Source organism: Amycolatopsis sp. WAC 01376 (genome assembly GCF_003947415.1).
Taxonomy (GTDB): Bacteria; Actinomycetota; Actinomycetes; order Mycobacteriales; family Pseudonocardiaceae; genus Amycolatopsis.
In genome coordinates this window covers 1,123,582-1,148,588 of the sequence record NZ_QHKL01000003.1, presented here as the reverse complement: position 1 = coordinate 1,148,588, position 25,007 = coordinate 1,123,582, and the positions used below count along the sequence as shown (strand labels likewise).

At 69.2% G+C, this 25,007-nt stretch carries 20 protein-coding genes; 7 read left to right on the top strand and 13 right to left on the bottom strand.

The genetic code is table 11. The features are described from left to right. Nucleotides 1-78 precede the first annotated feature (78 nt). The 4 genes from DMH03_RS22190 to DMH03_RS22175 form a co-directional block, all read right to left on the bottom strand. On the bottom strand, nt 79-1,707 hold the full coding sequence (locus DMH03_RS22190) for an ABC-F family ATP-binding cassette domain-containing protein (RefSeq protein ID WP_125793848.1): 1,629 nt from the start codon (nt 1,705-1,707) through the stop codon (nt 79-81). Between the two features lie 144 nt (nt 1,708-1,851). After that, complete coding sequence (locus tag DMH03_RS22185) at nt 1,852-2,520, bottom strand: acVLRF1 family peptidyl-tRNA hydrolase (RefSeq protein WP_199748966.1); 669 nt, start codon at nt 2,518-2,520, stop codon at nt 1,852-1,854. Between the two features lie 282 nt (nt 2,521-2,802). After that, complete coding sequence (locus DMH03_RS22180; RefSeq protein ID WP_125794033.1) at nt 2,803-5,682, bottom strand: S8 family serine peptidase; 2,880 nt, start codon at nt 5,680-5,682, stop codon at nt 2,803-2,805. 213 nt (nt 5,683-5,895) lie between these two features. Further along, nucleotides 5,896-7,458, bottom strand: a complete 1,563-nt coding sequence (locus DMH03_RS22175) for a deoxyguanosinetriphosphate triphosphohydrolase family protein (RefSeq protein WP_125793847.1) — start codon at nt 7,456-7,458, stop codon at nt 5,896-5,898. Between the two features lie 41 nt (nt 7,459-7,499). Here DMH03_RS22175 and DMH03_RS22170 point away from each other — a divergent pair, with 41 nt between their 5' ends. Both DMH03_RS22170 and DMH03_RS22165 read left to right on the top strand, forming a co-directional pair. After that, the gene (locus DMH03_RS22170) at nt 7,500-8,627 is read left to right on the top strand and encodes a lycopene cyclase family protein (protein WP_125793846.1); all 1,128 of its coding nucleotides are present in this window, start codon (nt 7,500-7,502) and stop codon (nt 8,625-8,627) included. Nucleotides 8,628-8,699: 72 nt separating this feature from the next. Continuing rightward, nucleotides 8,700-10,382: a GGDEF domain-containing protein gene (locus tag DMH03_RS22165; RefSeq protein ID WP_125793845.1), complete on the top strand. Its 1,683-nt coding sequence runs from the start codon at nt 8,700-8,702 to the stop codon at nt 10,380-10,382. A 414-nt stretch (nt 10,383-10,796) separates the two neighbouring features. Here the strand turns inward: DMH03_RS22165 and DMH03_RS22160 are convergent, their stop codons facing one another. The 3 genes from DMH03_RS22160 to DMH03_RS22150 are packed head-to-tail and all read right to left on the bottom strand — an operon-like array spanning nt 10,797 to nt 13,916. Further along, the gene (locus tag DMH03_RS22160) at nt 10,797-11,957 is read right to left on the bottom strand and encodes a sulfotransferase (RefSeq protein WP_125793844.1); all 1,161 of its coding nucleotides are present in this window, start codon (nt 11,955-11,957) and stop codon (nt 10,797-10,799) included. Between the two features lie 10 nt (nt 11,958-11,967). Next, nucleotides 11,968-12,750 carry an SDR family oxidoreductase gene (locus DMH03_RS22155; protein ID WP_125793843.1) on the bottom strand — a complete coding sequence of 261 codons (783 nt, stop codon included), beginning with the start codon at nt 12,748-12,750 and terminating at the stop codon, nt 11,968-11,970. Continuing rightward, nucleotides 12,747-13,916 carry a DUF1214 domain-containing protein gene (locus DMH03_RS22150; RefSeq protein WP_199748964.1) on the bottom strand — a complete coding sequence of 390 codons (1,170 nt, stop codon included), beginning with the start codon at nt 13,914-13,916 and terminating at the stop codon, nt 12,747-12,749. The genes DMH03_RS22155 and DMH03_RS22150 overlap by 4 nt, the downstream gene beginning before the upstream one ends. A gap of 87 nt (nt 13,917-14,003) precedes the next feature. Here DMH03_RS22150 and DMH03_RS22145 point away from each other — a divergent pair, with 87 nt between their 5' ends. Continuing rightward, on the top strand, nt 14,004-14,882 hold the full coding sequence (locus tag DMH03_RS22145) for a helix-turn-helix domain-containing protein (RefSeq protein WP_125793841.1): 879 nt from the start codon (nt 14,004-14,006) through the stop codon (nt 14,880-14,882). 66 nt (nt 14,883-14,948) lie between these two features. Here DMH03_RS22145 and DMH03_RS22140 read toward each other — a convergent pair whose 3' ends face one another. Then, nucleotides 14,949-15,416 carry a nuclear transport factor 2 family protein gene (locus DMH03_RS22140; RefSeq protein ID WP_125793840.1) on the bottom strand — a complete coding sequence of 156 codons (468 nt, stop codon included), beginning with the start codon at nt 15,414-15,416 and terminating at the stop codon, nt 14,949-14,951. 77 nt (nt 15,417-15,493) lie between these two features. On the opposite strand from DMH03_RS22140, the gene cysD reads away from it, so the two are divergent. Continuing rightward, entirely contained in the window at nt 15,494-16,402 is a 909-nt protein-coding gene (gene cysD, locus DMH03_RS22135; RefSeq protein ID WP_125793839.1) for a sulfate adenylyltransferase subunit CysD, read from the top strand. Then, nucleotides 16,402-18,228, top strand: coding sequence for an adenylyl-sulfate kinase (gene cysC, locus DMH03_RS22130; protein WP_125793838.1), 1,827 nt, complete (start codon nt 16,402-16,404; stop codon nt 18,226-18,228). The genes cysD and cysC overlap by 1 nt, the downstream gene beginning before the upstream one ends. A gap of 43 nt (nt 18,229-18,271) precedes the next feature. Here the strand turns inward: cysC and DMH03_RS22125 are convergent, their stop codons facing one another. Then, nucleotides 18,272-19,249, bottom strand: a complete 978-nt coding sequence (locus tag DMH03_RS22125) for an SDR family NAD(P)-dependent oxidoreductase (RefSeq protein ID WP_199748963.1) — start codon at nt 19,247-19,249, stop codon at nt 18,272-18,274. 91 nt (nt 19,250-19,340) lie between these two features. Between DMH03_RS22125 and DMH03_RS22120 the strand changes: the two genes are divergently transcribed. After that, nucleotides 19,341-20,036, top strand: a complete 696-nt coding sequence (locus DMH03_RS22120) for a TetR/AcrR family transcriptional regulator (RefSeq protein WP_125793836.1) — start codon at nt 19,341-19,343, stop codon at nt 20,034-20,036. Between the two features lie 108 nt (nt 20,037-20,144). Here the strand turns inward: DMH03_RS22120 and DMH03_RS22115 are convergent, their stop codons facing one another. Further along, a complete protein-coding gene (locus DMH03_RS22115) occupies nt 20,145-21,323 on the bottom strand; it encodes a WD40 repeat domain-containing protein (RefSeq protein WP_158633105.1) in 1,179 nt (392 codons plus the stop codon). A 249-nt stretch (nt 21,324-21,572) separates the two neighbouring features. Between DMH03_RS22115 and DMH03_RS22110 the strand changes: the two genes are divergently transcribed. After that, nucleotides 21,573-22,025 (top strand): hypothetical protein, encoded by a 453-nt coding sequence (locus DMH03_RS22110; protein ID WP_125793834.1) that lies wholly within the window; start codon nt 21,573-21,575, stop codon nt 22,023-22,025. A gap of 44 nt (nt 22,026-22,069) precedes the next feature. Here DMH03_RS22110 and DMH03_RS22105 read toward each other — a convergent pair whose 3' ends face one another. Genes DMH03_RS22105 through DMH03_RS22095 form a run of 3 tightly spaced genes read right to left on the bottom strand, consistent with a single transcriptional unit; the run spans nt 22,070 to nt 25,005 of the window. Then, nucleotides 22,070-23,107 carry a serine hydrolase gene (locus DMH03_RS22105; protein ID WP_125793833.1) on the bottom strand — a complete coding sequence of 346 codons (1,038 nt, stop codon included), beginning with the start codon at nt 23,105-23,107 and terminating at the stop codon, nt 22,070-22,072. An 18-nt stretch (nt 23,108-23,125) separates the two neighbouring features. After that, nucleotides 23,126-23,779 carry a response regulator transcription factor gene (locus DMH03_RS22100; protein WP_125793832.1) on the bottom strand — a complete coding sequence of 218 codons (654 nt, stop codon included), beginning with the start codon at nt 23,777-23,779 and terminating at the stop codon, nt 23,126-23,128. Continuing rightward, nucleotides 23,776-25,005 carry a sensor histidine kinase gene (locus DMH03_RS22095; protein ID WP_125793831.1) on the bottom strand — a complete coding sequence of 410 codons (1,230 nt, stop codon included), beginning with the start codon at nt 25,003-25,005 and terminating at the stop codon, nt 23,776-23,778. The genes DMH03_RS22100 and DMH03_RS22095 overlap by 4 nt, the downstream gene beginning before the upstream one ends. Nucleotides 25,006-25,007 lie beyond the last annotated feature (2 nt).

Here is a 25,007-nt window from a genome sequence, read left to right as displayed (position 1 = left end):
AACTGGCGAAACCGCGATCACATTGGGCCATTTCAGTGGCCGGATGGCATCGATCAAGCACCCGAACGGACGCAGGCGTCACGCAAGCTGGACAAGTTCCAGATAATCCGCCGACCAATGGTCCTCGGTTCCGTCCGGCAGCAGGATCACGCGTTCCGGCTCCAGTGCCTCGACGGCGCCCGGGTCGTGCGTCACCAGGACGACGGCTCCGGCGAAGCTGCGCAAAGCGTCCAGGACCTGGGCACGGCTGGCCGGATCCAGGTTGTTCGTCGGCTCGTCGAGCAGCAAAACGTTGGCAGCGCTGGACACCAGACCGGCGAGCGCGAGCCTCGTCTTCTCACCACCTGAGAGCGTGCCGGCGGGCTGATCGAGTTGCTCGCCGGTGAAGAGGAACGACCCGAGAAGGTTCCGCAACTCTTGCGCTCCCGTGTCCGGGGCAAGGTGACGGATATTTTCCCACACGGACGCATCGTGGTCGAGCGTTTCATGTTCCTGTGCGTAATAGCCCAAACGCAATCCGTGACCCGGAATGACCCCGCCGGTATCCGGAGTTTCCATTCCGCCGAGCAAGCGGAGCAAAGTCGTCTTTCCGGCACCGTTCAATCCGAGTACGACGACCTTCGAACCGCGATCGATCGCGAGGTCCACTCCGGTGAAGATCTCGAGCGAACCGTAGGACTTCGAGAGCCCCTCCGCGGTCATCGGCGTCCGGCCGCACGGGGCGGGCTCGGGGAACTTGATCCGGGCGACCTTGTCGGCCTGCCGGGTCTCGTCGAGCGCGGACAGCATCTGCTCGGCGCGGCGGGCCATGTTCTTGGCGGCCACCGCCTTCGTCGCCTTGGCACCGAGTTTCGCGGCCTGCTGCTGCAGCGTGGCCGCCTTCTTCTCGGCGTTCGCCCGCTCGCGACGGCGGCGCTTCTCGTCGGTGGCGCGCGCGTCGAGGTAGCGCTGCCAGCCCATGTTGTACAGGTCCAGCTCGCTTCGGGTCGCGTCGAGGAACCACACCTTGTTGACGACGTCCGCGAGCAGGTCGACGTCGTGACTGATCACGACGAGACCGCCGTCATGCTGCTTGAGGAATCCGCGCAGCCAGGTGACGGAGTCGGCGTCGAGGTGGTTGGTGGGCTCGTCGAGCAGCAGGATCGTCTCGGATTTGCCGCCCGCGCCCGCTTCGGCGGCGGCGAACAGGATCCGGGCCAGCTCCACGCGACGGCGCTGACCACCCGAGAGCGTTTGCAGCGTCTGTTCGAGCACGCGGTCGGCGAGGCCGAGGTTGGAACAGATCCGCGCCGCTTCGCTCTCGGCGGCATACCCACCGAGGGAGGCGAAGCGCTCTTCGAGACGGCTGTAGCGGCTGATCGCCTTGTCGCGTTCCTTGTCGTCCACCAGCTCCGACATCGCGGTCTGCGCCTTTTCCATGTTGCGCATCAACGAGTCGAGGCCGCGGGCGGAGAGCACGCGGTCTTTCGCGGTGACGGACAGGTCGCCCTCACGCGGATCCTGCGGCAGGTAGCCGAGCTCGCTGCTGCGGCGGACCTCGCCGGCATGCGGCTCGCCCTCCCCCGCCAGCACCTTGAGCGAGGTGGTCTTGCCGGCGCCGTTGCGGCCGACCAGGCCGATGCGGTCGCCCTGCTGGATGCGGACGTTGGTTTCGTCGAGCAGAATGCGCGAACCGGCGCGCAGCTGCAGGCCAGAGGCCGTGATCACGGGAACTCCCGGTAAAAGGGGGTGGATGAGCGGACAGCTTCGACTCGCCTGCCGTCGGGCAGGCGAGGAGCTCACTCCAAGAGGATGTCCACACGATCAGTGTACGGGCCGCTGTCGAGCGATTTTATCCGACCGTGCCCGACGTCACGGCCCGGAGAGGGTGATCTCGACCGCGACCGCGCGTTCGGCGGCGTCGTCGAGCACCGTGCGGCGCGGTTCGGCGATGTCGAGCACACGACGTTCGGCGCGCTTGAACAACGGCGCCAGCCGCCTGTCCTCACGCAGTGTTTCCAGCGCCCGGCGGTCGCCGCCGAGCACGACGGCGTCCACTTCGGACAGTTGCGGGAGGAGTACCTCGAACGCGTCATCCGCGGCGGACCGAAGCGCTGTGCGTGCTTGCCCTTCCCTGCGCCGCGCGAACCGCTGCTGCGACCAGCCCCCCGCCGCGGACCGGCCTTGGACCAGATGCCGGTCCGTCCTGGACTGGACGACCACTCCCCCGCGCGCGATCCCGACGCTGTGCCCGCCACGGCGCACCAGCAGGAGCGCGATCCTTCGCGAGATCAGCGCGTGTTCGACGAGCGCGCCGACAGCGAGACCCGGCACGGTTCCTTCGGCGTTCAACGGTCCGAAAGGGACGGTCGCGACGGCGACGACGCCGTTGCCCGCGGTGACCGTGACGGTGTCCGCGCCGAGTTCCGTCGAGCGGACACCGTCGTTGCGAACGGCGAAGCGGGCGTACCAGCCTTCGAGGCGATCCGGCGCGACCTCGACCGCCCGTCCCCCGCCCGCCACCTGCCGCTCCTTCGCCATGGGTCCAACGTACGGGGCCCGGCTCGGATCGGCAGGCGATCGGCCGTTGCCGTTCCGCGGCTATGGCAGGTACGGCTCGATGTCTCCCGGAGACGTAACTCGCGTGATCAGGCCCGTAACTCGCGTGATCAGAGACGTAACTCGCGAGTGCGGCCTCCAATCACGCGAGTTACGTGTCCAGTCACGCGAGTCGCGCCTTCGCGCCGGCGACCAAAGCGCGTGAAGGCCCCCTTCCCACGGCTCAGCCGAGGGAAGGGGGCCTTCACGCGCACACCGAAAGGACTAGACCGGCTTCACCGGCCCGCGCCCCACCGACTTCCCGACACCCGCGGGCCGCTCAGCCACGGCGGGCTGAACGAAACCGTTGACGTGCAAGGAAACCGAGCGGATCGACCCGGTGTCGCCACCGACGACGTCCGCCGCGGTGAACGTCCAGGTGCCGTCGGCGGTACCGGCGGCCAGGCCGCCGAGCGCCTGCACCGGCTTGTAGGTGCCGGTGAACGGCGCGTTCGCCGCGCTCACCGAACTGAACGCGGCGGCCGCGCTGTCGGCGAAGACGACCTGGCACAGGTTGTTGCCCGAGCTGCCGCTGCGCTGGAACACGGTCGCCTTCGCACCCGAGGGCGAGGTCAGCGTGCCGACCAGGTCACCGACGTACGAGTGGTTGATGCCCACCGTCGTCGAGGTCTGGTCGGCGTTGCAGGTCGCCCCGTCCACCGAGAACGTCAGCTTCGACGCGCGCCCGACCCCGCTCACCGTGATCGGCACGGTCACGCCGGTCGGATCGCTGTCCGGGATCGCCACCGCGGCCCCGGCGTAGGCGAAGTCCCGCGTCACCGGCGACGGGGTGCCGACCGGCAGCGAGAACGTGGACGTGGTCGGCGAGAACGAACCCGCGAAGGTCACGCGAGCGTTCAGCACCACCGGCACACCGAGTTCCTGCGTGGCGGGAACGGTGATGGTGAAGTCGTTCACGCCGGTCTGCCCGGGGCTGATCGTGCCGTACGACTTCGACCGCGGCGCCACCGTGACACCGGGGGTCGGGCTGGAGAGCACGACGCTGGTGGACGTCGCGGTGCCGTCGCCGCGGTTGGTCACCGGCACGGTCACCTTGGCGGTGTCGCCCGGGTCGAGCGCGGAGCCGCCGTCGGCCGGGGTGACCGTCGGCTGTCCCGCGGACGCGAGCGGCTGCGGGCTGGCGCCGGTGTAGGCGAGCACCTTGTCGGCGAGGATGACGCCCGCGCCGCTGGAGTTGTCGCGGCCCGGGGCCAGGATGTCGACGGCGGTGTTGATCAGTGCTTCGCGCACGTCGGCCGGAGGCAGCCCCGGGTTACCCGAAAGCACGAGGCCCGCGATCGCGGCGGCGTGCGGCGCGGCGGCCGACGTGCCGTAGAACGTGGTGAAGCCGGTGACGCTGGTCGAGACGCCGTCGGCCGCGGTGATGTCCGGCTTGGCGCGGACCTCACCACCGGTCGCGGACACGTTGCCCGGGGTGATCGGCGTGCCGTCGGCCTGGAAGAAGACCCGCCGCGGACCGTCCGAAGTGAACCGTTCGACCTTCGTGGTCGCGCCGAACGCACCGGGGAACGGGCCCGCCGGGTTGGCCGGGTCGCCCGGTTCGAGGGCACGCGGGAACGCCTTGGCCGCCGGGGCCGCCGCGACGCTGAACGCGTCCCGCGCGGCCGAGTGGCCCACGGTCACGCCGGGGCTGGTGTAGGCCTTGAGACCGTCGGCCGAATCGGAGAAACGACCGCGCAGCGCGGAAAGCGAAAGGTAGCGGCCCTCACCCGAGAACTTGACGATGGCCAGCCGGAGCCCGATCCCACCGGCGGCGGGTGTGTCCACTCGCTCGTAGGCGTCCTGTGTCCCGGTCTGGTTGTCCTGGCTGAAGTCCACGACGTTGCCCGCCGCGTTCAGCAGGTACAGGTCGTAGTCGTTGTTCGAGGCGCCCAGCGGGTCCGACCAGAACAGCGTGACCGGCACCCGCGCCGAGGAGACGTCCGAGATCGGCTCGAAGATCTGGTTGCCCGCGGCACCGGCGAAGTTGTGCGCGGTACCGGCGAACTTGCCGACGCCCTTGCCGGAGTCGACGAAGTCGCCTTCCCAGTGGCCCGAGGTGCCGTCGGTGACGTTGCCCTCGTTACCGGCCGAGGAGAAGTACAGCGCGCCGTCGGCGGTCACGTCGTTCACGGCCTGGGCGATGATCCAGTCCTGGAACGGCGATTCCTTGAAGTACAGGACATCGTCGACGATGACGTCGCAGCCCGCGTCGAACCGCAGCTTGCGGATGTTGTCGGCGAAACTGGCGTCGGAGTTGAACGCGCTGGCGAAACCGAGCGACGCGTTCGGCGCGAGATCGTGGATGATCTCGAGCATCGCGGTGCCCTCGTCACCGTCGCCTTCCTGACCGGGGATCACGTCGACGCCCGCCGGGAGTTCGCCGCGCGCCTGCGAGGTCGCGAGCGAATCGATGCCGTCGGACAACGCGCAGATCTTGGTGCCCACGCCGGTGACGCCGAACTGCTGACGCGCGGTGTCGGCGTTGTGCGCGCGGTCGCCTTCGCTGGTGACCGGTCCGGCCGCGATACCGGGCTGTCCCTTGGCATCGACGGCTTTCTTCAGCTCGCCGCCGATCCGGGCGGCCTTCTCTTCCTTGCTCTCCCGCTTGCCCGCGACGGCGGGCTCGGCGAGCTGGCGGGCGGTGAACGCCTCGTTGGCGGTCTCGACCTTCTTGACGTCGGCGCGGCCCGCGATCGCCGGGACCGCGTTCAGCGGAACCTCGGCGCGCACACTGCCGTAGCGCTGCGACACCGCGCGAATCCCCGCACCGGATTCCCGCAGTCCCTTGAGAAGTTCTTCCGAGACCTGGCCCCGGATGTCCACGAGTACGGTGCCGGCCGCGGAGACATTCGCCCCAGACCCCAGTGCGGGAACCGCGGAAGCCGACATCCGCCGATCGCGGAGTTTCTGTTCGACGAGCAGGCGGCTGTCCACTTTGGACTCGCCGGTGTGCTGGCTCTTCTTGATCGACTGAAGGGCTTCGATCTGCCGGACGGTGTTCTCCGAGAACGCGTCCGGGGACGATCCGCTCATCCCCGCCGCGACGGGCGGGCTCACCAGGCCCAGCGCGGTGACGAGGGCAGCGGTGCCCGCGGTCAGGATCGTTCTTCTTCTCCTATTGGAACGGGTTGGACGCACGTGCGCCTCCGATACCTAGGCGCGTGCCCCGACTCACGCTGACCGACGCCGGCGATCACCGGCTCGATCAAGCTAAGTACCGAGCGTGCACCGGCGGCAGGAGCCGTTCGGGTGACGTCGGATGGAGATTTTCCGGATTCGGCCGCAGGCCGTGGGCCGTTCAGGGTAATCGAGTCGCTACAGGACGAACGAATCCGACCAAGGCTGGGAAGCACGGCCCGACAAGCCGTCCAAAAGGGTCACCGCCTGCTTGTCCGTCAGCGACGCCACGAAGTCGACCACGGCCCGCCCTCGCGCCAGACCGCGCACGGCGTCGGCGCCGGTGACCGGTTCCCCGGTCGCTCCGACGAGCAGTTCCGGCGACGTCCGCGCCAGCGCGGAGAACTCGGACCGCGCCAGCTCCACCAAATCGTGCAACCGTCGCGGAAGCCGGTAGAACTCGTCACGATCGAGCAGCCACGCGTCGAGGGCGTCGACCAAGGTGGTCACCAGGCTCGCCTGCCCGCGCTGGTGCAGCGCCAGTTCCGGGCGCAGCAACACGAATCGCCGGTGCACGAACTTCAGCACCTGCACCTCGTGCCACTGCGCGGGCCGCAGGGTGAGATGCCCTGTCCGGGCCGAAGGCGACGCCACCACCTGCACACCGTCGACGAGCCGCGCGGTCCACTTCGAGGAGAAGGCGGCGGTGGCCTGTTCGGCCTCGATGGAACCGTCGAACCCGGTGGCGAGCAGGCCGTCGACGAGTTCGGCGCGGACACGGGCGACGGCGCTGGTGAAGGCGTCGTCGTCGACGATCCAGCCGTCCTTGGCGTGCATCCGGCGGCGCAGCCGTTCCAGTGAACGGCCGGGCAGCCGCCGTTCGGCGGTCAAGGTCGCGTCGTCCAGCCCGGCCAGTTCCAGCGCGTGGTCGACCCAGCCGGTGAACTCGGCCGCGACCGGCGCGTGCTGCAGCACGCCGATCCGGTGGAAGTCCTGGAGGTCGTGGATGGCGTAGGCGATGTCGTCCGCGGTGTCCATCACGGACGCTTCGACGGTCTGCTGCCAGGGTTCGATCCGGCCGTCGAACGGGGCCCGCGCCTGGGTGAAGTCGTCGAGTTCGGTGCTGTAGGCGGAGAACTTGCTCGCGCCGGTGCCGGGAGCGTCGGCGGACCCGGCGGCGCCGCGCGGCTGGACGGGCATCGACGTCGGATGCGGATCGGGCACGTGCAACCGCGCCCACGGGTACTTCAGCACCGCGGCACGCACCGCCGTGGTGAGGTCGAGCCCGGAGGCCGACGGGCCGCGCACGTCGGTGGTGGTGATGATCCGGAACGACTGCGCGTTGCCTTCGAAACCGTCCGCGAGGCCGAACCGGTGCCGCGCGATCCGGTCCAGGGTCTGCTCGCCGAGGTGCCCGAACGGCGGATGCCCCAGATCGTGCGCGAGCGAGGCGGCCTCGGCGACGTCCGGATCGCAGCCGCCCAGTTTCGCGGCGAGTTCGGCGGAGTCGCTGCTCGCGTTGATCCGCTCGGCGATGGCGCGCGCGACCTGCGCGACCTTGAGACTGTGCGTGAGCCGGTTGTGCAGCAACCCGGCGCCCCCGGCGCTGACGACCTGTGTCACGCCGCCGAGCCGGGCGAAGAACGGCGAAGCGGCGATCCGGTCCCGGTCGATCCGGAACGGGCTCGTGGCGAGATCGCTGAACCCGGCGTTCGCGCTCTCCGGATCGCGCCGCCATGCCCTCGGGTCCGTCTGTTCCATGCGTCACACCGTATCCGTCGTGGCTTTGAGACACTGCCCAGGTGGCGGACGTGGTGATCGCGGGCGGCGGTCCGGCCGGGCGGGCGCTCGCGCGTGCCTGTGCCCGGCGCGGCCTGGAGACGACCCTGATCGACCCGGCGCCGGGCAGGCGCTGGCGGGCGACCTACGGGCTGTGGGCCGACGAGCTGCCCGCGTTGCCGGAGACCGCCGTCGCCTGCGCACCTTCGACCACATTGGCCTTCGGGACCGTGCCGCATGTACTCGATCGGCAGTACCTGGTGCTGGACAACGCCGGCCTGCGCACGTGGCTGGACGGCGGCTACGACGTCGTCACCGGGACTGTGTCCGGCGTGGACCACGGCGGACAGGGTTCGTCGGTGCGCCTTGAGGACGGCCGTGTCCTCGCGACGGGTCTCTATGTCGACGCTTCCGGTGCCCGGCCGCGGGGCGACCGGTACGAACAGACGGCGTTCGGCGCCGTCCTCCCCGCCGAGGACGCGCTGCGGCTGGTCGACGGCCCGGATACCGCCGTGTTCATGGACTGGCGGAAGACCGAGTCCGGGTTCCTGTACGTGCTGCCGCTCGGCGACGGCACCGTCATGGTCGAGGAGACCTCGCTGGCCCGCAAACCCGGTCTGCCGCTGGAGGTCCTGGCTGCACGGCTGCATGCCCGGCTCAGGGCCGTCGGGCTGACGTCACGCGGGCGCGAGGAACGCGTGCGGATCGTGCTCGACGTGCCGGTGCCCCGGCGTGGCCGGACGGTGCCGTTCGGGGCCGCCGCCGGGCTGGTGCATCCGGCGACCGGGTACAGCGTCGCGACGTCGACCCGGCTCGCGGAACCGGTGGCCGACGCCGTCGCACTGGCCTGGGACCGAGGGCCGGCCGCGGCCGCGTCGGCCGCGCACCGGGCGCTGTGGCCGTCCTCGGCGCGCACCGTGCAGGGGCTTCGGCGGCACGGGCTGCGTGCGCTGTGCGGGATGCCGCCCGGAACGGTCCCGGTGTTCTTCGATCTGTTCTTCATGCTGCCCACCCCGCTCCAGCGGGCTTTCACCAGCGGCCGCGAAGATGTTCCGGCTACCGTCGAAGCGATGTCGGCGCTTTTCCGATTGTCACCATGGCAAGTAAGAAAACACCTGATCGGGTGGCGTGCGTTACGCCGTTCTAGGTAACCCAGGTGCCTTCACGATGAACATCAGTTGACACGTATTTCGTTTCCTGCCGCCACCCGCGAATATGCGCTTGTGACGTTGCAGATCGCTGTCCGCTTCGCTTACCAGCCGTTGTACAGCCTGCACACCGGTGGCGTCGTCGCGTTCGAGGCCTTGGCACGGCCGGGCCGCGGCACCGCCCACGAACTGCTCGCCGACGCCCGGCGCAGCGGCAGGCTGGCCGAGGTCGACGTCGGGCTGGCCGCCGAGGCCGTCCGGCAGCTGCGCGAGCCGCAGGCCGCCCTCCCCCTGCACCTGAACCTGTCCGCACGCACGGTGGCGGCACCGCCCGCCCACTTCGACCCGCTGACCGAGGCGCTCGGCCTGGCGGGCCGCCGGACAAGGGACGTCGTGCTGGAGATCGGGCCGCCGTTCACGCAGATCCCCGCCGACCTGCTGCTCACCGGTATGCGACGGCTCACCGACCTCGGGTTCCGGCTCGCGCTCGACGGCCTCGGCCGCGGCGACCTCCCGCTCACCCTGCTCGCTTCGGCGCCCGTCGACCTGGTGAAACTGGATCGCAGTGTGCTGCGCGGCCTGCCGCACGACCCGGCCGCCGTCGCGGTGGTCGAAGCGGTGCTGCATTTCGCGTCGCGCACCGACAACCGCCTGGTCGCGACCGGGCTCGAAACCACCGAGCAGCTGGAGTCCGCCCGGCGGCTCGGCGTGCGCATCGCGCAGGGCAACCTGCTCGCCCCGCCGGACGGCGACCACGCGCCGCTGCCCGCGCCGGACGCGCCCGGCCCGTTCGTCCCCGGCACCGCCCGCGCCCGCCGCGTCGGCGACTTCCTCCGGCCCGCGACCACGCTGCCGGAGGACGCGACCTGCGACGACGTGCGCGAGGTACTGGCCGCCGCCGACGGGCCGAGCGGCATCGTCGGCATCGACGACCGGCACCGTCCACAGTGGTCGATCGACCGGACGCGGTTCCTGGTCGCGGTCACCGGGTTGTACGGCCACGCCCTGCACGCCAAACGGCCGGCGTCACGGCTCGCCGACCGGCCGCACACGATCCACGCCGACGCGAGCGCGCTCGAATTCCTCGAACTGGTCACCGACGCGGACTGGGGCCGGACCGGCGACGACGTCGTGGTGGTCGACGACCGCGGCCGGTGTGTCGGCGTGGTGCTGGTGAACGAGGTCGTCCGCGGCGTCGCGGAGGCGAAGGTCGAGGAGGCGGTCTCGTTGAGCCCGCTGACACGGCTGCCCGGCAGTGACGCCGTCGCCAGGGACGTCGACCGCCGGATCAACGCGCGGGAGCCGTTCGTCGCGGCCTGGCTGGACGTCGACTCGTTCAAGACGGTCAACGACACGGCCGGGTTCGCCGCGGGCGACGACCTGATCCGCACGCTCGGCCGGACACTCACCGACCTCGAGGCCCGGCTGCGCCGGATGCGCGTCAGCCACGTCGGCGGGGACGACTTCCTGATCGCCTGCGACGTCGACGAGATCGGCACGGTCGCCGCGGCGCTGCTGGACACGCCGTGGTCGGCCGACGGGCTGCCGGTGACGGTTTCCCTGGCGACCCTGGTGTGCGGGAACGGCGCGATCAGGTCCTACAAGGACGCTTCCCGGCTCCTGGCGCCACTGAAGAAGCAGGCCAAGGAGGTCCCCGGGTCGAGCTGGGTGCTCGGGCGGCCGGGTTCGGACCGCGTCGAGGTGCTGCGCGGGATCACGACCCGCGGCCTCCCCGCCCAACGCGCCGCCGGCTTCTGACCCCGCCGCATTTATTGAGGGGTAAGGCAAACGTGGCGTGTCTCGAGTGAGGCGGGGGGCTGGGTGACGCGGCACCGTACTCGCGTGCTCAGACCCGGATCTCGCGTGCTTACCGAAGTACATGAAGGCCCCCTTCCTTGCGTCTAGCGCAAGGAAGGGGGCCTTCATGTACTTCACGACCAGCCGCCGAGACCACAACCGTCCCACCGTCACCAAGGACCACATCCGACGGTAGCGAAAGCCTCCTTCACTACCCTCAGAGTAGGCAAAGAGGCCCTCACTACCAGAAGAACGCCTACGCACAAGCGACACCGGCCCCGCGCCACGACACGTTTGCCTTACCCCTCATTTAGTCCTCTGAATGCGGTCCTTGCGCGTGCAACTACCGCATCCAGAGGACTAAATGCGGGGGTTTCAGAGGGCGTAAGCGGCGCGGTAGGCCGAGAAGCGTTCGTCGACCTCGCCGGCGGTGAGCCCGAAGTCCGCGAGGTCGTACCGGTGCACGGGTTTCCTTTCCCCGGAACGGCTTTCGGCGTGCACCACGGTCATCGCGTCCCGGGCTGCTTCGCTCAGCGGGAGCCCGAAATGCCGGTAGACGCCTTCGACCGTACCGATCGGATCGGCGACGAAATCCTCGTACCGGACATCGCAGAACTGCGCCGGATCGTGCCGTTTCCTCGCCTCCATTGAGTTTTCCGCACCACGCGCCCACAGATCCAGCTGGCTGCGGCCGATCACGTCACCGCGGAAGACGTCGGACCAGCCCGCCGAAGCCTGCTCGTTCAAACTGCACACCGACGCGACGATCGTGCTCGGCGCGCGATGGGTCTGCACGATCAGCGCGTCCGGGTACACCTCCAGCAGCGCGTCGAGCGCGAAGAGGTGGCTCGGGTTCTTGAGCACCCAGCGGCGTCCGGCGTCCGGCAGGCCGATGAGCTGCAGATTGCGCCGATGCCTTCGATACGCGTCGGTCCAGCTCTGCCCGTCCAGCCACCGCGAGTACGACGGCACGTGCGCGAGGCATTCGTAGGACACCGATTTCAGGGACTGCCGCAGGAGCTGCCAGCATTCCTCGACCTGATCGGCGGACATGTGGTGCAGGCCCATGAACTCGGGATGTTCGACGTGGTGTTTCTCGTATCCCGCCTGGATCCCTTGGAAGACCGGGTTCTCCGCCCACGTCTCGCGCGGCGGCCGCGGTTGCGGCACCTCGGTCAGCCAGACCTCCAGTCCTTGGTGCGCGGGATCCTCGGTGAGCAGCCGGTGCAGTGCCGTGGTCCCGGTCCGCGGCAGACCGGTGACGAAAATGGGCCGCTCGACGGGAACGTCGGCGTACTCCGGATTCTGCTTCCAGGAAGCCTCGCTCAACGACCTCGCCACCAGGGCCCCGCGCAGGAACGCGCGATGGATCTTGTTGCCGTACGGGGTCAGACCTGCCTCGCCCGCGTACGAATCCAGCAGCACGCGGAGACCTTCGAGGTGGTCTTCGCCGCCGAAGTCGTAGAGCCCGGTGAGTTTCGCCGCCGACGCGTGCAGATCGTCCACGGTGCCGACGTTTTCCCGCCCTGGCAGCATGTTCTCCCCTTCAGTGGTGGTATTCGCCGGCGTTGACGTCGAGGCACTGACCGGTGACGCACCGGGCGAGCGACGAGGCGAGGAACACGACGGTGTCGGCGATCTCGTCCGGCTCCGGGAGGCGGCGCAGGTCGATCGTCTCCGCCGTTTCGGCGTACACCTGCTCCGGCGGAACCCCGCGTTCCTTGGCCAGGTAGGCGAAATACCACTTCAGTGAATCCGCCCAGATGTAGCCGGGTGCCACGGAATTGACCCGGATCCCGCGCGGCCCGAGCTCGGAGGCAAGGCTCTGCGCGAGCGCGAGGAGGCTCGCTTTCGCCATCTTGTACGCGCCGAACGTCCGCCGGGAATGCCGCAGCACGGCCGAATTGATCATCACCACCGAACCGCCGCTCTCCGCGAGCGAAGGCGTGAACAGCCGTGTGAGCCGAAGCGCGGCGAGCACGTTGGTCTCGAAGCCCGCCCGCACGTCGGCGAGGTCGACGTCGGCGAGATCCATGATCGGCGGGATGGCGAAAGCGTTGTTCACCAAGGCGTCCACCCGGCCGAACGCCTTCAACGCGGCCTCGGTGAGGTTCGCCGCCGAAGCGTCGTCGGTGATGTCGGTGGACACGGTGACCGCGCGCCGGCCGAGCGCGTCGACCTCCTTGGCGACCTCGGCGAGCCGGGATTCGGTGCGGGCGGCGAGGACGACGTCGGCGCCCGCCGCGGCACAGCGCACGGCGATCGACCTGCCGAGCCCCGGGCCGACCCCGGAGACCACGATCACCTTGTCCCGCAAGAGATCCGTCATCCCAGCATCCTCGCCGCGACCGCCTTCTGACGGGCCGAGATCCGATCCGCCCGCTCCTGCGGGGTCACGCGCGCCTCGTCGTGGAACGGCAGCCGGTCGGCGAGTTCGCCGAACTTCACGACCTCGACCGCGGGACCGTCGGCTTCGTCCAGCACGCGGGACAGGCGCTGCCAGCGGATCTGGACGTATCCGCGGTCGTGCCCGGTGCGTTCGAGCCAGTTCGCCAGGCCGGGATCGCGTTCGCTGATCACGAAGCGGATCTTGCCGTCCGGATCGACCCGCGCCTGGTCGGCGGTGAGGCTCGTCTGATGGTTGATGTAATCCAGCGAGAGATACCAGACGCTGCCGAGCTGGATGCCCTGGTACGGCGCGTCGGAGCGCGGCACCGTAACGATCATGACCTCTTCGTCGCCCAGTTCGTAGTGCCCGGCCGAGGAGTACTGCGTGGTCAGGCCGCCCGGCGTGGGCCGGGGCTCGGTCATCGTGTTCACCGGCAGGTTCAGGTAGAACCACTTCGGGAACGCGAGGAAGGTGCGCAGCCTGCTCAGCAGGATCTTGCCGGTGACGCCGTAGCGTTTGGCCAGCCCGTCGCGGGTGAGCGGCGCGGGTGCGCCGCCCGCGGTGTCGGCGCACTGGATCTGGATCGTGCCGCGGCGTTCGGTGGCCCAGTCGCTGTAGACCTCGCGCACCACGAGCATCGACGAACCAGGGCCGAGGACGAAGTAGTTCGGTCCCGGGTCGGGTTTCGCCGGTCCGAAGCGGAGTTCGAACGAGCCGTCCTCGGCGATCTCGATCTCACGGTCGTCGAAGGCGGCGAGGCTGTCGGGCACCTCGACGGGCGAGTAGTCGCCGTTGAGGACTTGGAAACTGACGTCGGCCGTGCTCCCCCGCGTCCCGGTGACGACGTATTCGCGGTCCTCGCGGATGTTCGCGTTGAAGTACAGCGTGTCCGGATTGTCGAGACCCATCTTCGTGTACGGCCCGGTGGACTGGGTGAAGAACGGATAGTCCCGTTCGTAGGCCCACGCCATCTGCAAGGACGCGCGGATGCTGCCGGCGAGGTAGTCGTACCCCTCGACCAGATCCTGTTCGGTCCGGATGTGCGGCGCCTCCGCGATGACCTTCTCGGCTTCGGCGATCGCGTCCGCGAGCGGTTGAGTGAGCACCGGCGACTCCTCATACTGGTACAAATACGTACCGACTTGGTACGTTCTTCGCGACATCAGACTAGAACGCGTTCTAAGGATGGGTCAATGACCCGACGCTCACCGCCCACCGAGCGGGTCGTGCGGCTGCTCGACTTCTTCGCCGCGCACCCCGGCCGCCGCTTCGGCCTGTCGGAACTCGCGCGCGAGCTGGACCTCGCCAAACCGACCTGCCTCGGCATCGTGACCGAGCTGACGGCGGGCGGCTACCTGGTCCGGGACCCTCAGCCGGTCACCTACCGGCTAGGGCCGGCCATGGTCGCCGCGGGCCGCGTCGCCAGCGAAGGCTTCGGCGCGAGCGAGGTCGCGCGCCGTCATCTCGAGGAGCTGAGCAGGCGATACGGCGCCACGTGCACGGCATCGGCCGTGGTCGGCGACCGGATCCTCATGTTGCAGAGCGCCGGTCCCGGCCGGGTGAAATTGGGCGAGACCTATCCGTTCGCGCCACCGGTCGGCCTGATGTACGTGCTGTGGGACTCCGACGCGGCGTTCGACGCTTGGCTCGCCAAACCCCCGGCGGTGCCGGTGCGGCTGGACGAAGCGCACCTTCGCCGCGTCGTCGCCGAATGCCGCGAGCACGGTTACCTGGTGGAGAGCCTGACCACCGCGGGCCGTCGGCTCTACGCGCTGATGGCCGGCGTCGGCGCGGAGGAGCTGCCGCCGGAAGTGCGGGGCCTGGTGGGAGAACTCGTGTCGAGCCTCGGCGAGCGCGTCTACCTCGGCGCCGATCTGGAGCCGCGCCGCAAGCACGCGGTGAGCCTGCTCGCCGCGCCGACGTTCGACGCTTCGGGACGGCAGGAGCTGGTGCTCACGCTGTCGGTCGGCGAGCCGATCACCGGCGCCGAGATCGCGCGCCGGGGCGCGGCACTGGTCGCCGCCGCCGACGCCGTCACCACCGAATCGGGCGGCCACCACCCCCGCGTTTAGTCCTCTCAATGCGGTAGTTGCACGTGCAAGGACCGCATCCAGAGGACTAAACGCGGAATTGGCAGGTCAGGAAGACCAGCGGTTCGCGGTCAGTTTCAGGCTCGGCACGTCGTCCATCGACATCATCGTCTCGTACAGCCGGTCGTACTGGGTCGAAGCGGTCAGCCACGCGCCGTCCACCCGCCGGTAGGTGTCCTCGTAGTACGCCGCACCCTCGATCACCACCCGATGCTCGGGCACGATCACCTTGTCCCGCATCAGCCAGGTGCCCGTCGCGGTGTCGCCGTCGACGTCGATCTCCGGCTGTCCGGCGAAGTGCACCGTCGTGATGCCGGGCCCGACTGCGTTCCGGAAGAACTCGATGACCGCGTCGCGGCCTTCGAAGGTCAGCGGTTTGCCGTAGGACGGCGTGCCGTACCGCGCGTGCGCGTCGACGGTCAGGGTCCCGGCCATCTCGTCCCACAGCTTGAGGTCGAGGCACCGGAGGTAACGGGCTTTGAGTCGTCGGATCTCTTCGAGTGCGACCAGGTCCATGCCGACAGCGTCCTCCTCCCCTTGACCAAGCACAAGAACTTGTTCTACTTTCCTGGTCTCGAACCACGGAGGTCACGATGGCGTCCCCGGCATACGAGCTCACCCATCTCGAAGCGCTGGAAGCCGAAGCCGTGCACATCTTCCGCGAGGTCGCGGCGACCTTCGAACGGCCGGTGCTGCTGTTCTCCGGCGGCAAGGACTCGATGGTGATGCTCCACGTGGCGGCCAAGGCGTTCTGGCCGTCACCACCGCCGTTCCCGGTGATGCACGTCGACACCGGGCACAACTTCGACGAGGTCATCGAGTTCCGGGACCGCACGGTCGACACCTACGGGCTCCGGCTCGTCGTCACCAGTGTCCAGGACGACATCGACGCGGGCAGGGTCGTCGAAGATCCGAAGGCGGGCCGCAACCGCCTCCAGACCGCGGCCTTGTTGCGGGGAATCCGCGAGCATTCCTTCGACGCCGTGTTCGGCGGAGCGCGGCGCGACGAAGAGAAAGCCCGCGCGAAGGAACGGGTGTTCAGCTTCCGCGACGAGTTCGGCCAATGGGATCCGCGCAATCAGCGGCCGGAACTCTGGAATCTCTACAACGGCAGGCACCGCAAGGGCGAGCACATCCGCGTCTTCCCGCTGTCGAACTGGACCGAACTCGACATCTGGCAGTACATCGAGGCCGAGGGCGTCGACCTGCCGTCGATCTACTATTCGCACCGGCGCCCGGTCGTCCAGCGGGACGGCATGCTGCTCGCGCACACCCGCTTCCTCACCTTGAGCGAAGGCGAAACCCCTTACGAGGCAACGGTTCGATTCCGGACCGTCGGCGACGCGACCTGCACCGGCTGCGTCGAGTCGACGGCGACGTCACCGGGCGAAGTGGTCGCCGAGGTCGCCGTCAGCAGGCTCACCGAACGCGGCGCCACCCGCGCCGACGACCGGATCTCCGAGGCGGGCATGGAAGACCGGAAGAAGGAAGGCTACTTCTGATGGGTGCTTCCTTGGTCCGCCTCGCGACCGCGGGCAGCGTCGACGACGGGAAGTCGACCCTCATCGGCCGTCTGCTGTTCGATTCCAAGACGGTGTTCACCGACCAGCTCGAAGCCATCGAACGCACCAGCCGCGACCGCGGCGAGGCGTATCCGAACCTCGCTCTGCTGACCGACGGCCTGCGCGCCGAACGCGAACAAGGCATCACCATCGACGTCGCCCACCGGTATTTCGCCACCCCCGAACGGAAGTTCATCATCGCCGACACGCCGGGGCACGTGCAGTACACCCGGAACATGGTCACCGGGGCGTCCACGGCGGATCTCGCGCTGATCCTGATCGACGCCCGCAAAGGCGTGCTCGAACAGTCGCGGCGGCACGCGTTCCTGGCGACCCTGCTGGGCATCCAGCATCTGGTGGTCTGCGTCAACAAGATGGACCTGGTCGACTGGTCGCAGGAGCGCTTCGAGGAGATCCGTGAGGACTTCCGCCGCTTCGCCATGAAACTACAGGTGTCCGACCTGACCTTCGTGCCGATGTCGGCACTGCACGGCGACAACGTCGTGCACCGCGGCGCCGGGATGCCTTGGTACGAAGGGACTTCCCTGCTGCATCACCTCGAACAGGTGCACGTGGCCTCGGATCGCAATCTCATCGACGCGCGATTCCCGGTGCAGTACGTGATCCGGGAGCACAGCCGTGACTTCCGCGGGTACGCGGGCACCGTCGCGGGAGGGGTGTTCAAACCCGGTGACGAGGTCGCCGTACTGCCGTCCGGTTTCACCACGACGGTGCGCGCGATCTGGGGGCCGGGCGGCACCACGGTCACCGAAGCCTTCGCCTCGCAGGCCGTCACGATCGAACTCACCGACGACCTCGACCTCGGCCGCGGCGACCTGATCTGCCGCCCCGGCAACCGTCCGCACACCGGCCGGGACGTCGACGCGATGGTGTGCTGGTTCTCCGAACAAGGCTCGCTGACACCCGGCTCGAACTACCTCGTGCGGCACACCACGCGCGAGACCAAGGCCGAGATCCGCGACCTCGACTACCGGCTCGACGTGACCACCCTGCACCGCGACGAGACCGCGAACTCTTTGTCCCTCAACGAGATCGGCCGAATCCGGCTCCGCGCGCGACAACCGCTGCTGTTCGATCCCTACCGCCGCAACCGCTCCACCGGCGGTTTCCTCCTCGTCGACGAGCATTCCGGCGCGACGGTCGCGGCGGGCATGATCACCGGGCCGAGTGTGACGGCGTCGAACGTCGTCTGGCACACCGCCGCGGTCACCAGGGCGGAACGCGCGACGCGCGGGCTCACCGTCTGGCTCACCGGGCTCTCCGCGTCCGGGAAGTCGAGTGTGGCCGTGGAACTGGAGCGGCGGCTGGTCGCGTCCGGCAGGCCCGCGTACCTGCTGGACGGCGACAATCTCCGGCACGGGCTGAACGGGAACCTCGGCTTCAGCCCCGCCGATCGCGCCGAGAACGTCCGCCGCGTCGCCGAGGTCGCGAAGCTGTTCGCCGACGCCGGTGTGGTGTCGGTGGTCTCCCTGATCAGCCCGTACCGGGCCGACCGCGAACTCGCCCGCGCCGCGCACGAGGCGGCCGGGCTGCCGTTCCTGGAAGTCTTCGTCGACACCCCGCTCGAGGTCTGCGAAGACCGCGATCCCAAGGGGATGTACGCGAAGGCGAGGGCGGGCGAGATCAGCGGGTTCACCGGGGTGGACGCTCCCTACGAGCGGCCGGAGAGCGCGGATCTGGTGCTGCGCCCGGAAAACGGGGATCCCGCCGCGATGGCCGCGCTGATCCTCGCCGCCCTGGAGTAGGCCTGAGCGCTTTCCGCTGCTCTTTTGTCGCGGGCTGCGCCGCTCAACTCTTGTCGAGTTCCGCGTTGACCATCGCCTCGAATGCGTCGCGACCGTCGATGCCCAAGGCACCACCGACCGCTATCGCCAACCGGTCGAACGGATCCTCCAGCGGCAGCGCGGTCAGGTTTTCCGCGAGTTCGGGCACCGTCCAGAGTTCGCTGTCCTTGTTGATCTGCTCGCCGCGCGTCCAGCCGTGGTTGACCGCGATCGAGCCACCGCGCACCGACAGGACCTGGCCGGTCAGTGGACAGCCCTCGCTGACCAGGTAGGCCACGAGCGGGGCCACCACAGCAGGGTCCTTCGGGTCCAGTTCCCCCTCTGGCGGTGCCTGGTCCATGCCGGGCACCGGGTTCGTCAGCCGAGTGCGCACCATCGACGGGCTGACGCAGTTCACCCTGACCCCCAACCGCCGCAGTTCCACCGCGTGCACCGTGGTCATGGCCGCAACTCCGGCGTTCGCCGCCGCGTAGTTCGTCTGCGTGGGCAGTGGATTGAGCAGCCCGGAGCCCGAGGCGGTGTTGACGATGGCACGGTCGGTGCGCACTCCGTCGTCCACCTGGCCACGCCAGTACTCCGTGGCCCAGCGGCTCACCGCGAAGGTCCCCTTCAGTTTGACCGCCACAACGTCGTCGAACTCCGCTTCGGTCAACCGTTCGAGCCCTTTGTTGACCTCGATGGTGGCGTTGTTGACCACCGCATGCAGGTCGCCGAATTCCGCGACGGCCAACTCGACCATGCGCTGGGCGTCCACCCAATCGGTGACGCTGCCGGTGTCGGCCACCGCCCGCCCGCCCCGCGCGCGGATCTCGTCGGCCACGGCAGCGGCCACCCCCTCATCGCCCCCACGTCCATCGATCTCCACGCCGGGGTCGTTCACGACCACGTTCGCGCCGCAGGACGCCAGGTACAGCGCCTCCGCCCGGCCGATACCCCGCCCGGCACCGGTCACCAGCACCGTCCGTCCAGTCAACTCGCCCATCACGACACCTCTCGACACTCTCCGCCATTGATGCACTCAGTATACTCATACACTAGGTGTATTGAGTTATATGGTGCACTATGCTCCCCCTGTGCCAGACGAAGTTGGACGTCGTGAACGCAAGAAGCTGCTCACCCGGCAGGCGCTGGTGAACGCGGCCGTCCGCCTGTTCACCGAACAGGGCTACGACCAGACGAGCGTGGCCGACATCGCGGAAGCCGCCGACGTCAGCAAACGCACGTTCTTCCTGCACTTCCCCACCAAGGAGGACGTGCTGCTGGCCGACGGCGGCCCGAGGACGGACCTGGCTGTGCGGGCCATCGAGGGACGACGGCCCGACGCGCCGATGCGCGAGGTACTGGCAGAGGCGACGAAGAACATGATCGCCCACACCGCCGCCGGTGACCTGCCGAACGGGCTGGCAGCGCTCCGTGCCCGGCTGGTGGTCACCACGCCCGCCGTTCAGGCCCGCGTGCTGCACACCATGTTCACCGCACAGACCCGAATCGCCGCGGCGCTGCACAAGGCGTACCCGGACAAGCTCACCGAGATCACCGCGGCCGGCGTCGTCGGCGCGCTGACGGGTGCCATCAGCGCCGCCGCCGTCACCAGCCTCCAACTCGGCGAGCCCCCCGAACGGACCCGCGCAGCGATGCAACAGGCAGCGGAGATCGCCCTGCACCACGCGGAAACGCTCGACACCGGGCACGCCGCTCCGCGCGGCTTCCCAGGGCGCAAAGGCAACCCGCGCCCACCGATGACCGACATCAGAGGCGCACGCGCATGACGCTCGCATGCGTGCAGCGGAGCGGACGCCGCCTACCGCACTGGCCGGGCCGTAGTCGGTGTCGAGAAGGCGTTTGGCGATCCCTGCAGCAAAAGCCGGGGTGCTCCACTAGCCCAGGCCGCTCATGTCCCAGAGGCGCACGGTGTGGTCCATCATGACGGTGGCCAGCGTCTGTTCAGCCGGGCTGTACAGCACGTACGTGGCGGCGGCGACGGTGCCGATGGGGTCACCGCGTGATTCGCGGCTGGCGACGTCCCACAGTTGCACCCCCTGGCCCGCGCTCGCGGTGACGAGGCGCTGACTGTCCGGGCTGAACGAGACGCTCACGGCGCTGTTGTTGACCGGCTGACCGAGCCGCTTGCGGCCGGCCACATCCCAGAACTCGGTGGTCAGGGCGGACACCGCGATGGCAAGGGTACGTCCGTCCGGGCTCAGGGCCAGGCTCAGCACCGGGCCAGTGGCGTCGATGGGAAGCCGGCCGAGCGGCTGCCGGCTGTCGACATCCCACAGCCGCACCGTGTTGTCCGCCGCCGCGGTGACCAGCAGGTGGCTGTCCGCGCTGAACGCCATGGCGAGGACGCCGGAGGTGTGGCCGAGGAGGGGCTCGCCCACCTGCTTGTGGCTGGCCACGTCCCAGAACCGGACCTTGCCGCTGACCTCCCCCGTGGCCAGCAGCCGATCGTCCGGGCTGAACTTCACCACCATGCTGAAGATCGGCAGCCCGCGCATGCCCTCGGTCTCGCTGAGCGCTTGGCCGACCTGCTGAAGGCTGGCCGTGTCCCAGAACTGCACACCCCGGCCCGAGGGCGCGACGGCCACGGTGCGCCCGTCCCGGCTCATCGCCACCCCGTTGGCCAAGCCGGTGTCGAAGGAGCCGAGCTCCTTGTGGTTCGGCACATCCCACAGCCGCACGGTCTTGTCCGCACTCGCCGTGGCGAGGACCTTGCCGTCCCCGCTGAACCCCATCCCGGTGATGTTGGCGGTGTGCCCGGACAGGGTGCCGAGCTCGCGTGCCGTAACGGGCGGCGCCAGCGGGTTGATGCCGACCCCGGTCCGTTGGCCGTCCGTGGCCAGCCAGAACATCAGGACGAGGGTGACCACCAGCGCGACGCCGCCCGCGCCCGCGCCGACCATCAGCGCGCGCCGCCGGGTACCGAGATACTGGTGGACGCCCCCGGAAATGGTGTTCGCCTGCACCACCATGTTCGTCTTCGCCGACACGCTCAACTCGTTGTGCGTCTCGGGGGCAGGCGTGCCGCTGCCGGCCTCGGGTGGGAGGTCGTTCACCGACGTCGCTTCGTATCCATGACGCCGAATTCTAGTGGCGCGGCGTCCGCGAATTGTGCCCTTGAGCATGGGACGGTCCCGGTTCCCTCGAAAGCACCAAGGCCGGAAGAGGAACGTCCACACTTCGGCATGAGCAGGTGCTCAACCGGACGCACGCTTCGTGATAGGAGGATGCTCGTGGAATCACGATCGTGGCAGCAGGTATGACGTGGTCTACTCCTCCCCGTGGGTGGAACTGCGTTGTGTGTCTTGAGCCCGTACACCGCCGATCGTGTCGAGCCGATCGTGGTGGCCGAGATGACTGCCGAGGGCTTGGACCAGAGCCCTCTTCACCCGGAGTACTGGCATTCCGCCGACGGGCTGCCCTACGGATACTCGCTCGACGCAGCGGACAGTGAGACGGACCCGTCGGAACTCCGACTCCTGGAGCAGGCGGACGGTAGGGCGATGCGCTGCGACATCATGTTGCACATCTTCGTCAGCGACCTCGCTGGTCGCCCTGCGCTGGGCAAGCTGGCGCAGCGTGTCGCGGAACGAACCCAAGGCTGGGTGTTCGTCGAGTTCCAGGCTCCGCCTTCAGCGAGCCTGCTCGGGCACTTGGAGAACGCGGGCCGTTGCATCGGCGTGAACGACTACGTCTACCTCGACGCATCGGCGATGGCAGCGTGGAATGCCCATCCAGCGTTCCACGTCCTCAAGTAGACACTCGTGGCATGAGCGCCGGCCCCTCGCCGACGTATCAACCCTCAGCCGCCGTTGGATGCCCGATACGGAGCGGCCGCATAGGTGCGCGCCGTGGCGGCCGTCAGCTTCTCGACCGACCGGAACATCGTCTTCCCGAGCTTCGCCCGCGCCTTCAACGCCGGATGCGTCGCGGCGTAGTCGTCCTTGCTGACCGCCGGATCGCCCGCGAACTCGCCGGAGGCGAACAGCGAATAGGTCAGGATCGGCTTGCCGTCGGCGCTGAACATCACGCCTGCCTCGTTGCGGCCGTCGTTGAACCAGCCCGCCTTCGTGGCGACCCGCAGCCGCTCGGCCGAGGTCAGGCCGAGCCGCACGCCGTCGGTGAACGCGCTCAGCGAACGCAGGATGTTCAGCAGGTAATCGGTGGACTTCGCCGAAAGCAGGGTCCCGCCGACCAGTTTCCGCAGCAGCGTATGCGTCTCGGCCGGGGTGGTCTTGCCGAGGAAGAACCGGTTCGGGTTCGCCACCGGCACGACCTGGGTGTGCACGAATCCCTTGCCGCGCAGGATCTCGTTGAGTTCCGCGGCGGGGCAGACCAGGCCGCACAGGCGGACGGCGGTGTTGTCGGACAGCGTCAGCAGCGCGGCCATCGCGTGCCCGAGGGTCACCGAACTCGGGTACGCCCCGTCGAGGGCGAAGATGCCGTCGGTGTCCTTGATGACGATGTCGGCCGTGACGTCGACGCGCCGGTCCAAAGTGAGCAGTCCGCGGTCGATCTTGTCGAGCACCGCGGTGGCGACGGCGATCTTGTTGACGCTGTACGCCTCGACCACCTCGTCCGCCCGCTCGGAGACGGCGGGAACCAGGTTCCCGGCGGAATCCGCGACGCTGACGTAGGACGACCATGTGCCGCCCGCCTTCGCGGTTTCCCTGGCGTAGACCTGGGAAATCCGGCGTGCGGCGGCCGAAGCGTCGGTGGCGGCGGTGTCCGGTTCGGACTCTTCGGCGGCGTGAGCGACCTGCGCCGTCCCGAGCACCGCGCCCGCGGCGGCGACCGTGCCCAGCCCCAGCAGGCGACGACGATTGACGTTGGTATCCACTCGCGAACCCTACCGCGTTCAGCCGGCCGGGGTGACGAATCCGGTGTCGTAGGCCTTGATCACGGCCTGCGTCCGGTCCCTCGCGCCGAGTTTCGCGAGCACGTTCCCGACGTGTGTCTTCACCGTCTGCACGCCGAGGTACAGTTCGCCCGCGATCTCCACATTGGACAGTCCGCCCGCCATCAGCCGCAGCACCTCGCGTTCGCGTTCGGTGAGCCCGGCGCCGTCGAGGCCGTCCTGCGGCGCCCGGTTCGCCTGCTGCGCGGCCAGCCGCCGGATCGCGGCCGGGAACAGCAGCGACTCCCCCGCCGCCACCGTCCGGATCGCGCCGACGATCTCCTCGGGCCGGGCCCGCTTGAGCAGGAACCCGCTCGCACCGGCGAGCAGGGCGTCGTAGACGTAGTCGTCGTTCTCGAAGGTGGTCACCACGATCACCTTCGGCGGATTGTCCATTGTGGACATGAGATGCGTGGTCGCGCGGATGCCGTCGACCGACGGCATCCGGACGTCCATCAGCACGACGTCCGGCCGGAACCGCGAGACCAGCCCCGGCACCTCGGCCCCGTCGGCCGCTTCGCCAACGACCTCCAGGTCCGGTTCCGAGGCGACGATCGCCCGCAGCCCCGCCCTGATCAACTGTTCGTCGTCGACCAGCAGCACTCCGATGCTCATCGCCGCTTCCCCCATGGCACCGCCACCTCGACCTTCCAGCATCCGTCCGCACGGCCCGCGGTGATCGTGCCGCCGAGCACTTCCACCCGTTCCGTCATTCCCCGCAGCCCCCGGCCGCCCCCGTCCCGCGACGGCGCCGCGGTGCCGAGCGGGTTGGACACCCGCAATCGCAACAGCTCCGCTCCGGCGTCGACGAGGACCGTCACCGGAACCTTACCGGCGTGCCGCAGCGCGTTCGTCAGGCATTCCTGCAAGATCCGGTACGCCTCACGGGAGACGACCGGCGGCACCGAGGACGGTTCGCCCCGCACCTCGGCCGTCACCTCGGCGCCCGCCAGGCGCGTGGCCTCGACCAGCGCGGGCAGCTCCGCCAGCCCTGATTGCGGAGCCCGAGAGGACGCCTCGTCACGCAGCAGTCCGAGCACGTGGTCGAGATCGTCCAGGGCCGCCCGTGCCGACTCCTCGATCGCGGTGAGCGCCTGCTCGGTGAAGCCGGGATCGGTCCTCAGGGTCCGGCGCGCCGCCCCGGCCTGGATGGTCACGACGCTCAGCGCGTGTCCGACCGAGTCGTGCAGTTCCCGCGCCAGCCGGTTGCGTTCGGCGAGCTGTTCGGTGCGCTTCTCCAGCTGGGCGATCCGTTCCGCGGCCGAGATCCCCAGCAGGCTCTTGGCGCAGCGGGTCAGTACCGCGCCCGCGCCCCACACGACATAGGCCAGCGCCACGACGCCGAGCAGGAACGCCACCGGGATCCACGCGCTGGCCCAGCCCTGCGGCACCACGATCGGATCCTCTGTGGACAGTGCGATCCGGCCGCTGAACGGGGCCGCGACGGTGAACCCGAAGCCGACCGGGACGAACAGGCTCGCCAGGCTGAGAACGCAACCGGTGCCCACGTGCAGCAGGTACATCGCCGTCGACCGCAGCCGGACGGGCCAGCCGCCCGCGGGCCCGAACGTCACTCCCGGCACGGGATCGTCCAGCAGTTCCCGGACGGCCGCGCCCTCCAGCACCCGGACGGCGGGGATGAACGACGACGCGATGATCACCAGGACGAGGGTGATCATCGCGATGACGAGCCCGCGCTCCACCGTCGCGACGAGGGGCAGCAGCGACGGCACCACGATGGCGGCGAACAGCACATACGGCACGCTCAGTGCGCCACCGAGGATGAAGTAGACCCACCTGCGGTAGGTCGCCCGGTCCACGAGCGGGCCGAAAAGTCGCATGC

Coding starts and splice junctions, on each gene's coding strand:
- DMH03_RS22155 (WP_125793843.1), bottom strand. CDS start 12,750: ATGACGGATCTCTTGCGGGACAAGGTGATCGTGGTCTCCGGGGTCGGC.
- DMH03_RS22140 (WP_125793840.1), bottom strand. CDS start 15,416: ATGGACCTGGTCGCACTCGAAGAGATCCGACGACTCAAAGCCCGTTAC.
- DMH03_RS22145 (WP_125793841.1), top strand. CDS start 14,004: ATGACCCGACGCTCACCGCCCACCGAGCGGGTCGTGCGGCTGCTCGAC.
- cysC (WP_125793838.1), top strand. CDS start 16,402: ATGGGTGCTTCCTTGGTCCGCCTCGCGACCGCGGGCAGCGTCGACGAC.
- DMH03_RS22095 (WP_125793831.1), bottom strand. CDS start 25,005: ATGCGACTTTTCGGCCCGCTCGTGGACCGGGCGACCTACCGCAGGTGG.
- DMH03_RS22185 (WP_199748966.1), bottom strand. CDS start 2,520: ATGGCGAAGGAGCGGCAGGTGGCGGGCGGGGGACGGGCGGTCGAGGTC.
- DMH03_RS22125 (WP_199748963.1), bottom strand. CDS start 19,249: ATGGGCGAGTTGACTGGACGGACGGTGCTGGTGACCGGTGCCGGGCGG.
- DMH03_RS22100 (WP_125793832.1), bottom strand. CDS start 23,779: ATGAGCATCGGAGTGCTGCTGGTCGACGACGAACAGTTGATCAGGGCG.
- DMH03_RS22160 (WP_125793844.1), bottom strand. CDS start 11,957: ATGCTGCCAGGGCGGGAAAACGTCGGCACCGTGGACGATCTGCACGCG.
- cysD (WP_125793839.1), top strand. CDS start 15,494: ATGGCGTCCCCGGCATACGAGCTCACCCATCTCGAAGCGCTGGAAGCC.
- DMH03_RS22175 (WP_125793847.1), bottom strand. CDS start 7,458: ATGGAACAGACGGACCCGAGGGCATGGCGGCGCGATCCGGAGAGCGCG.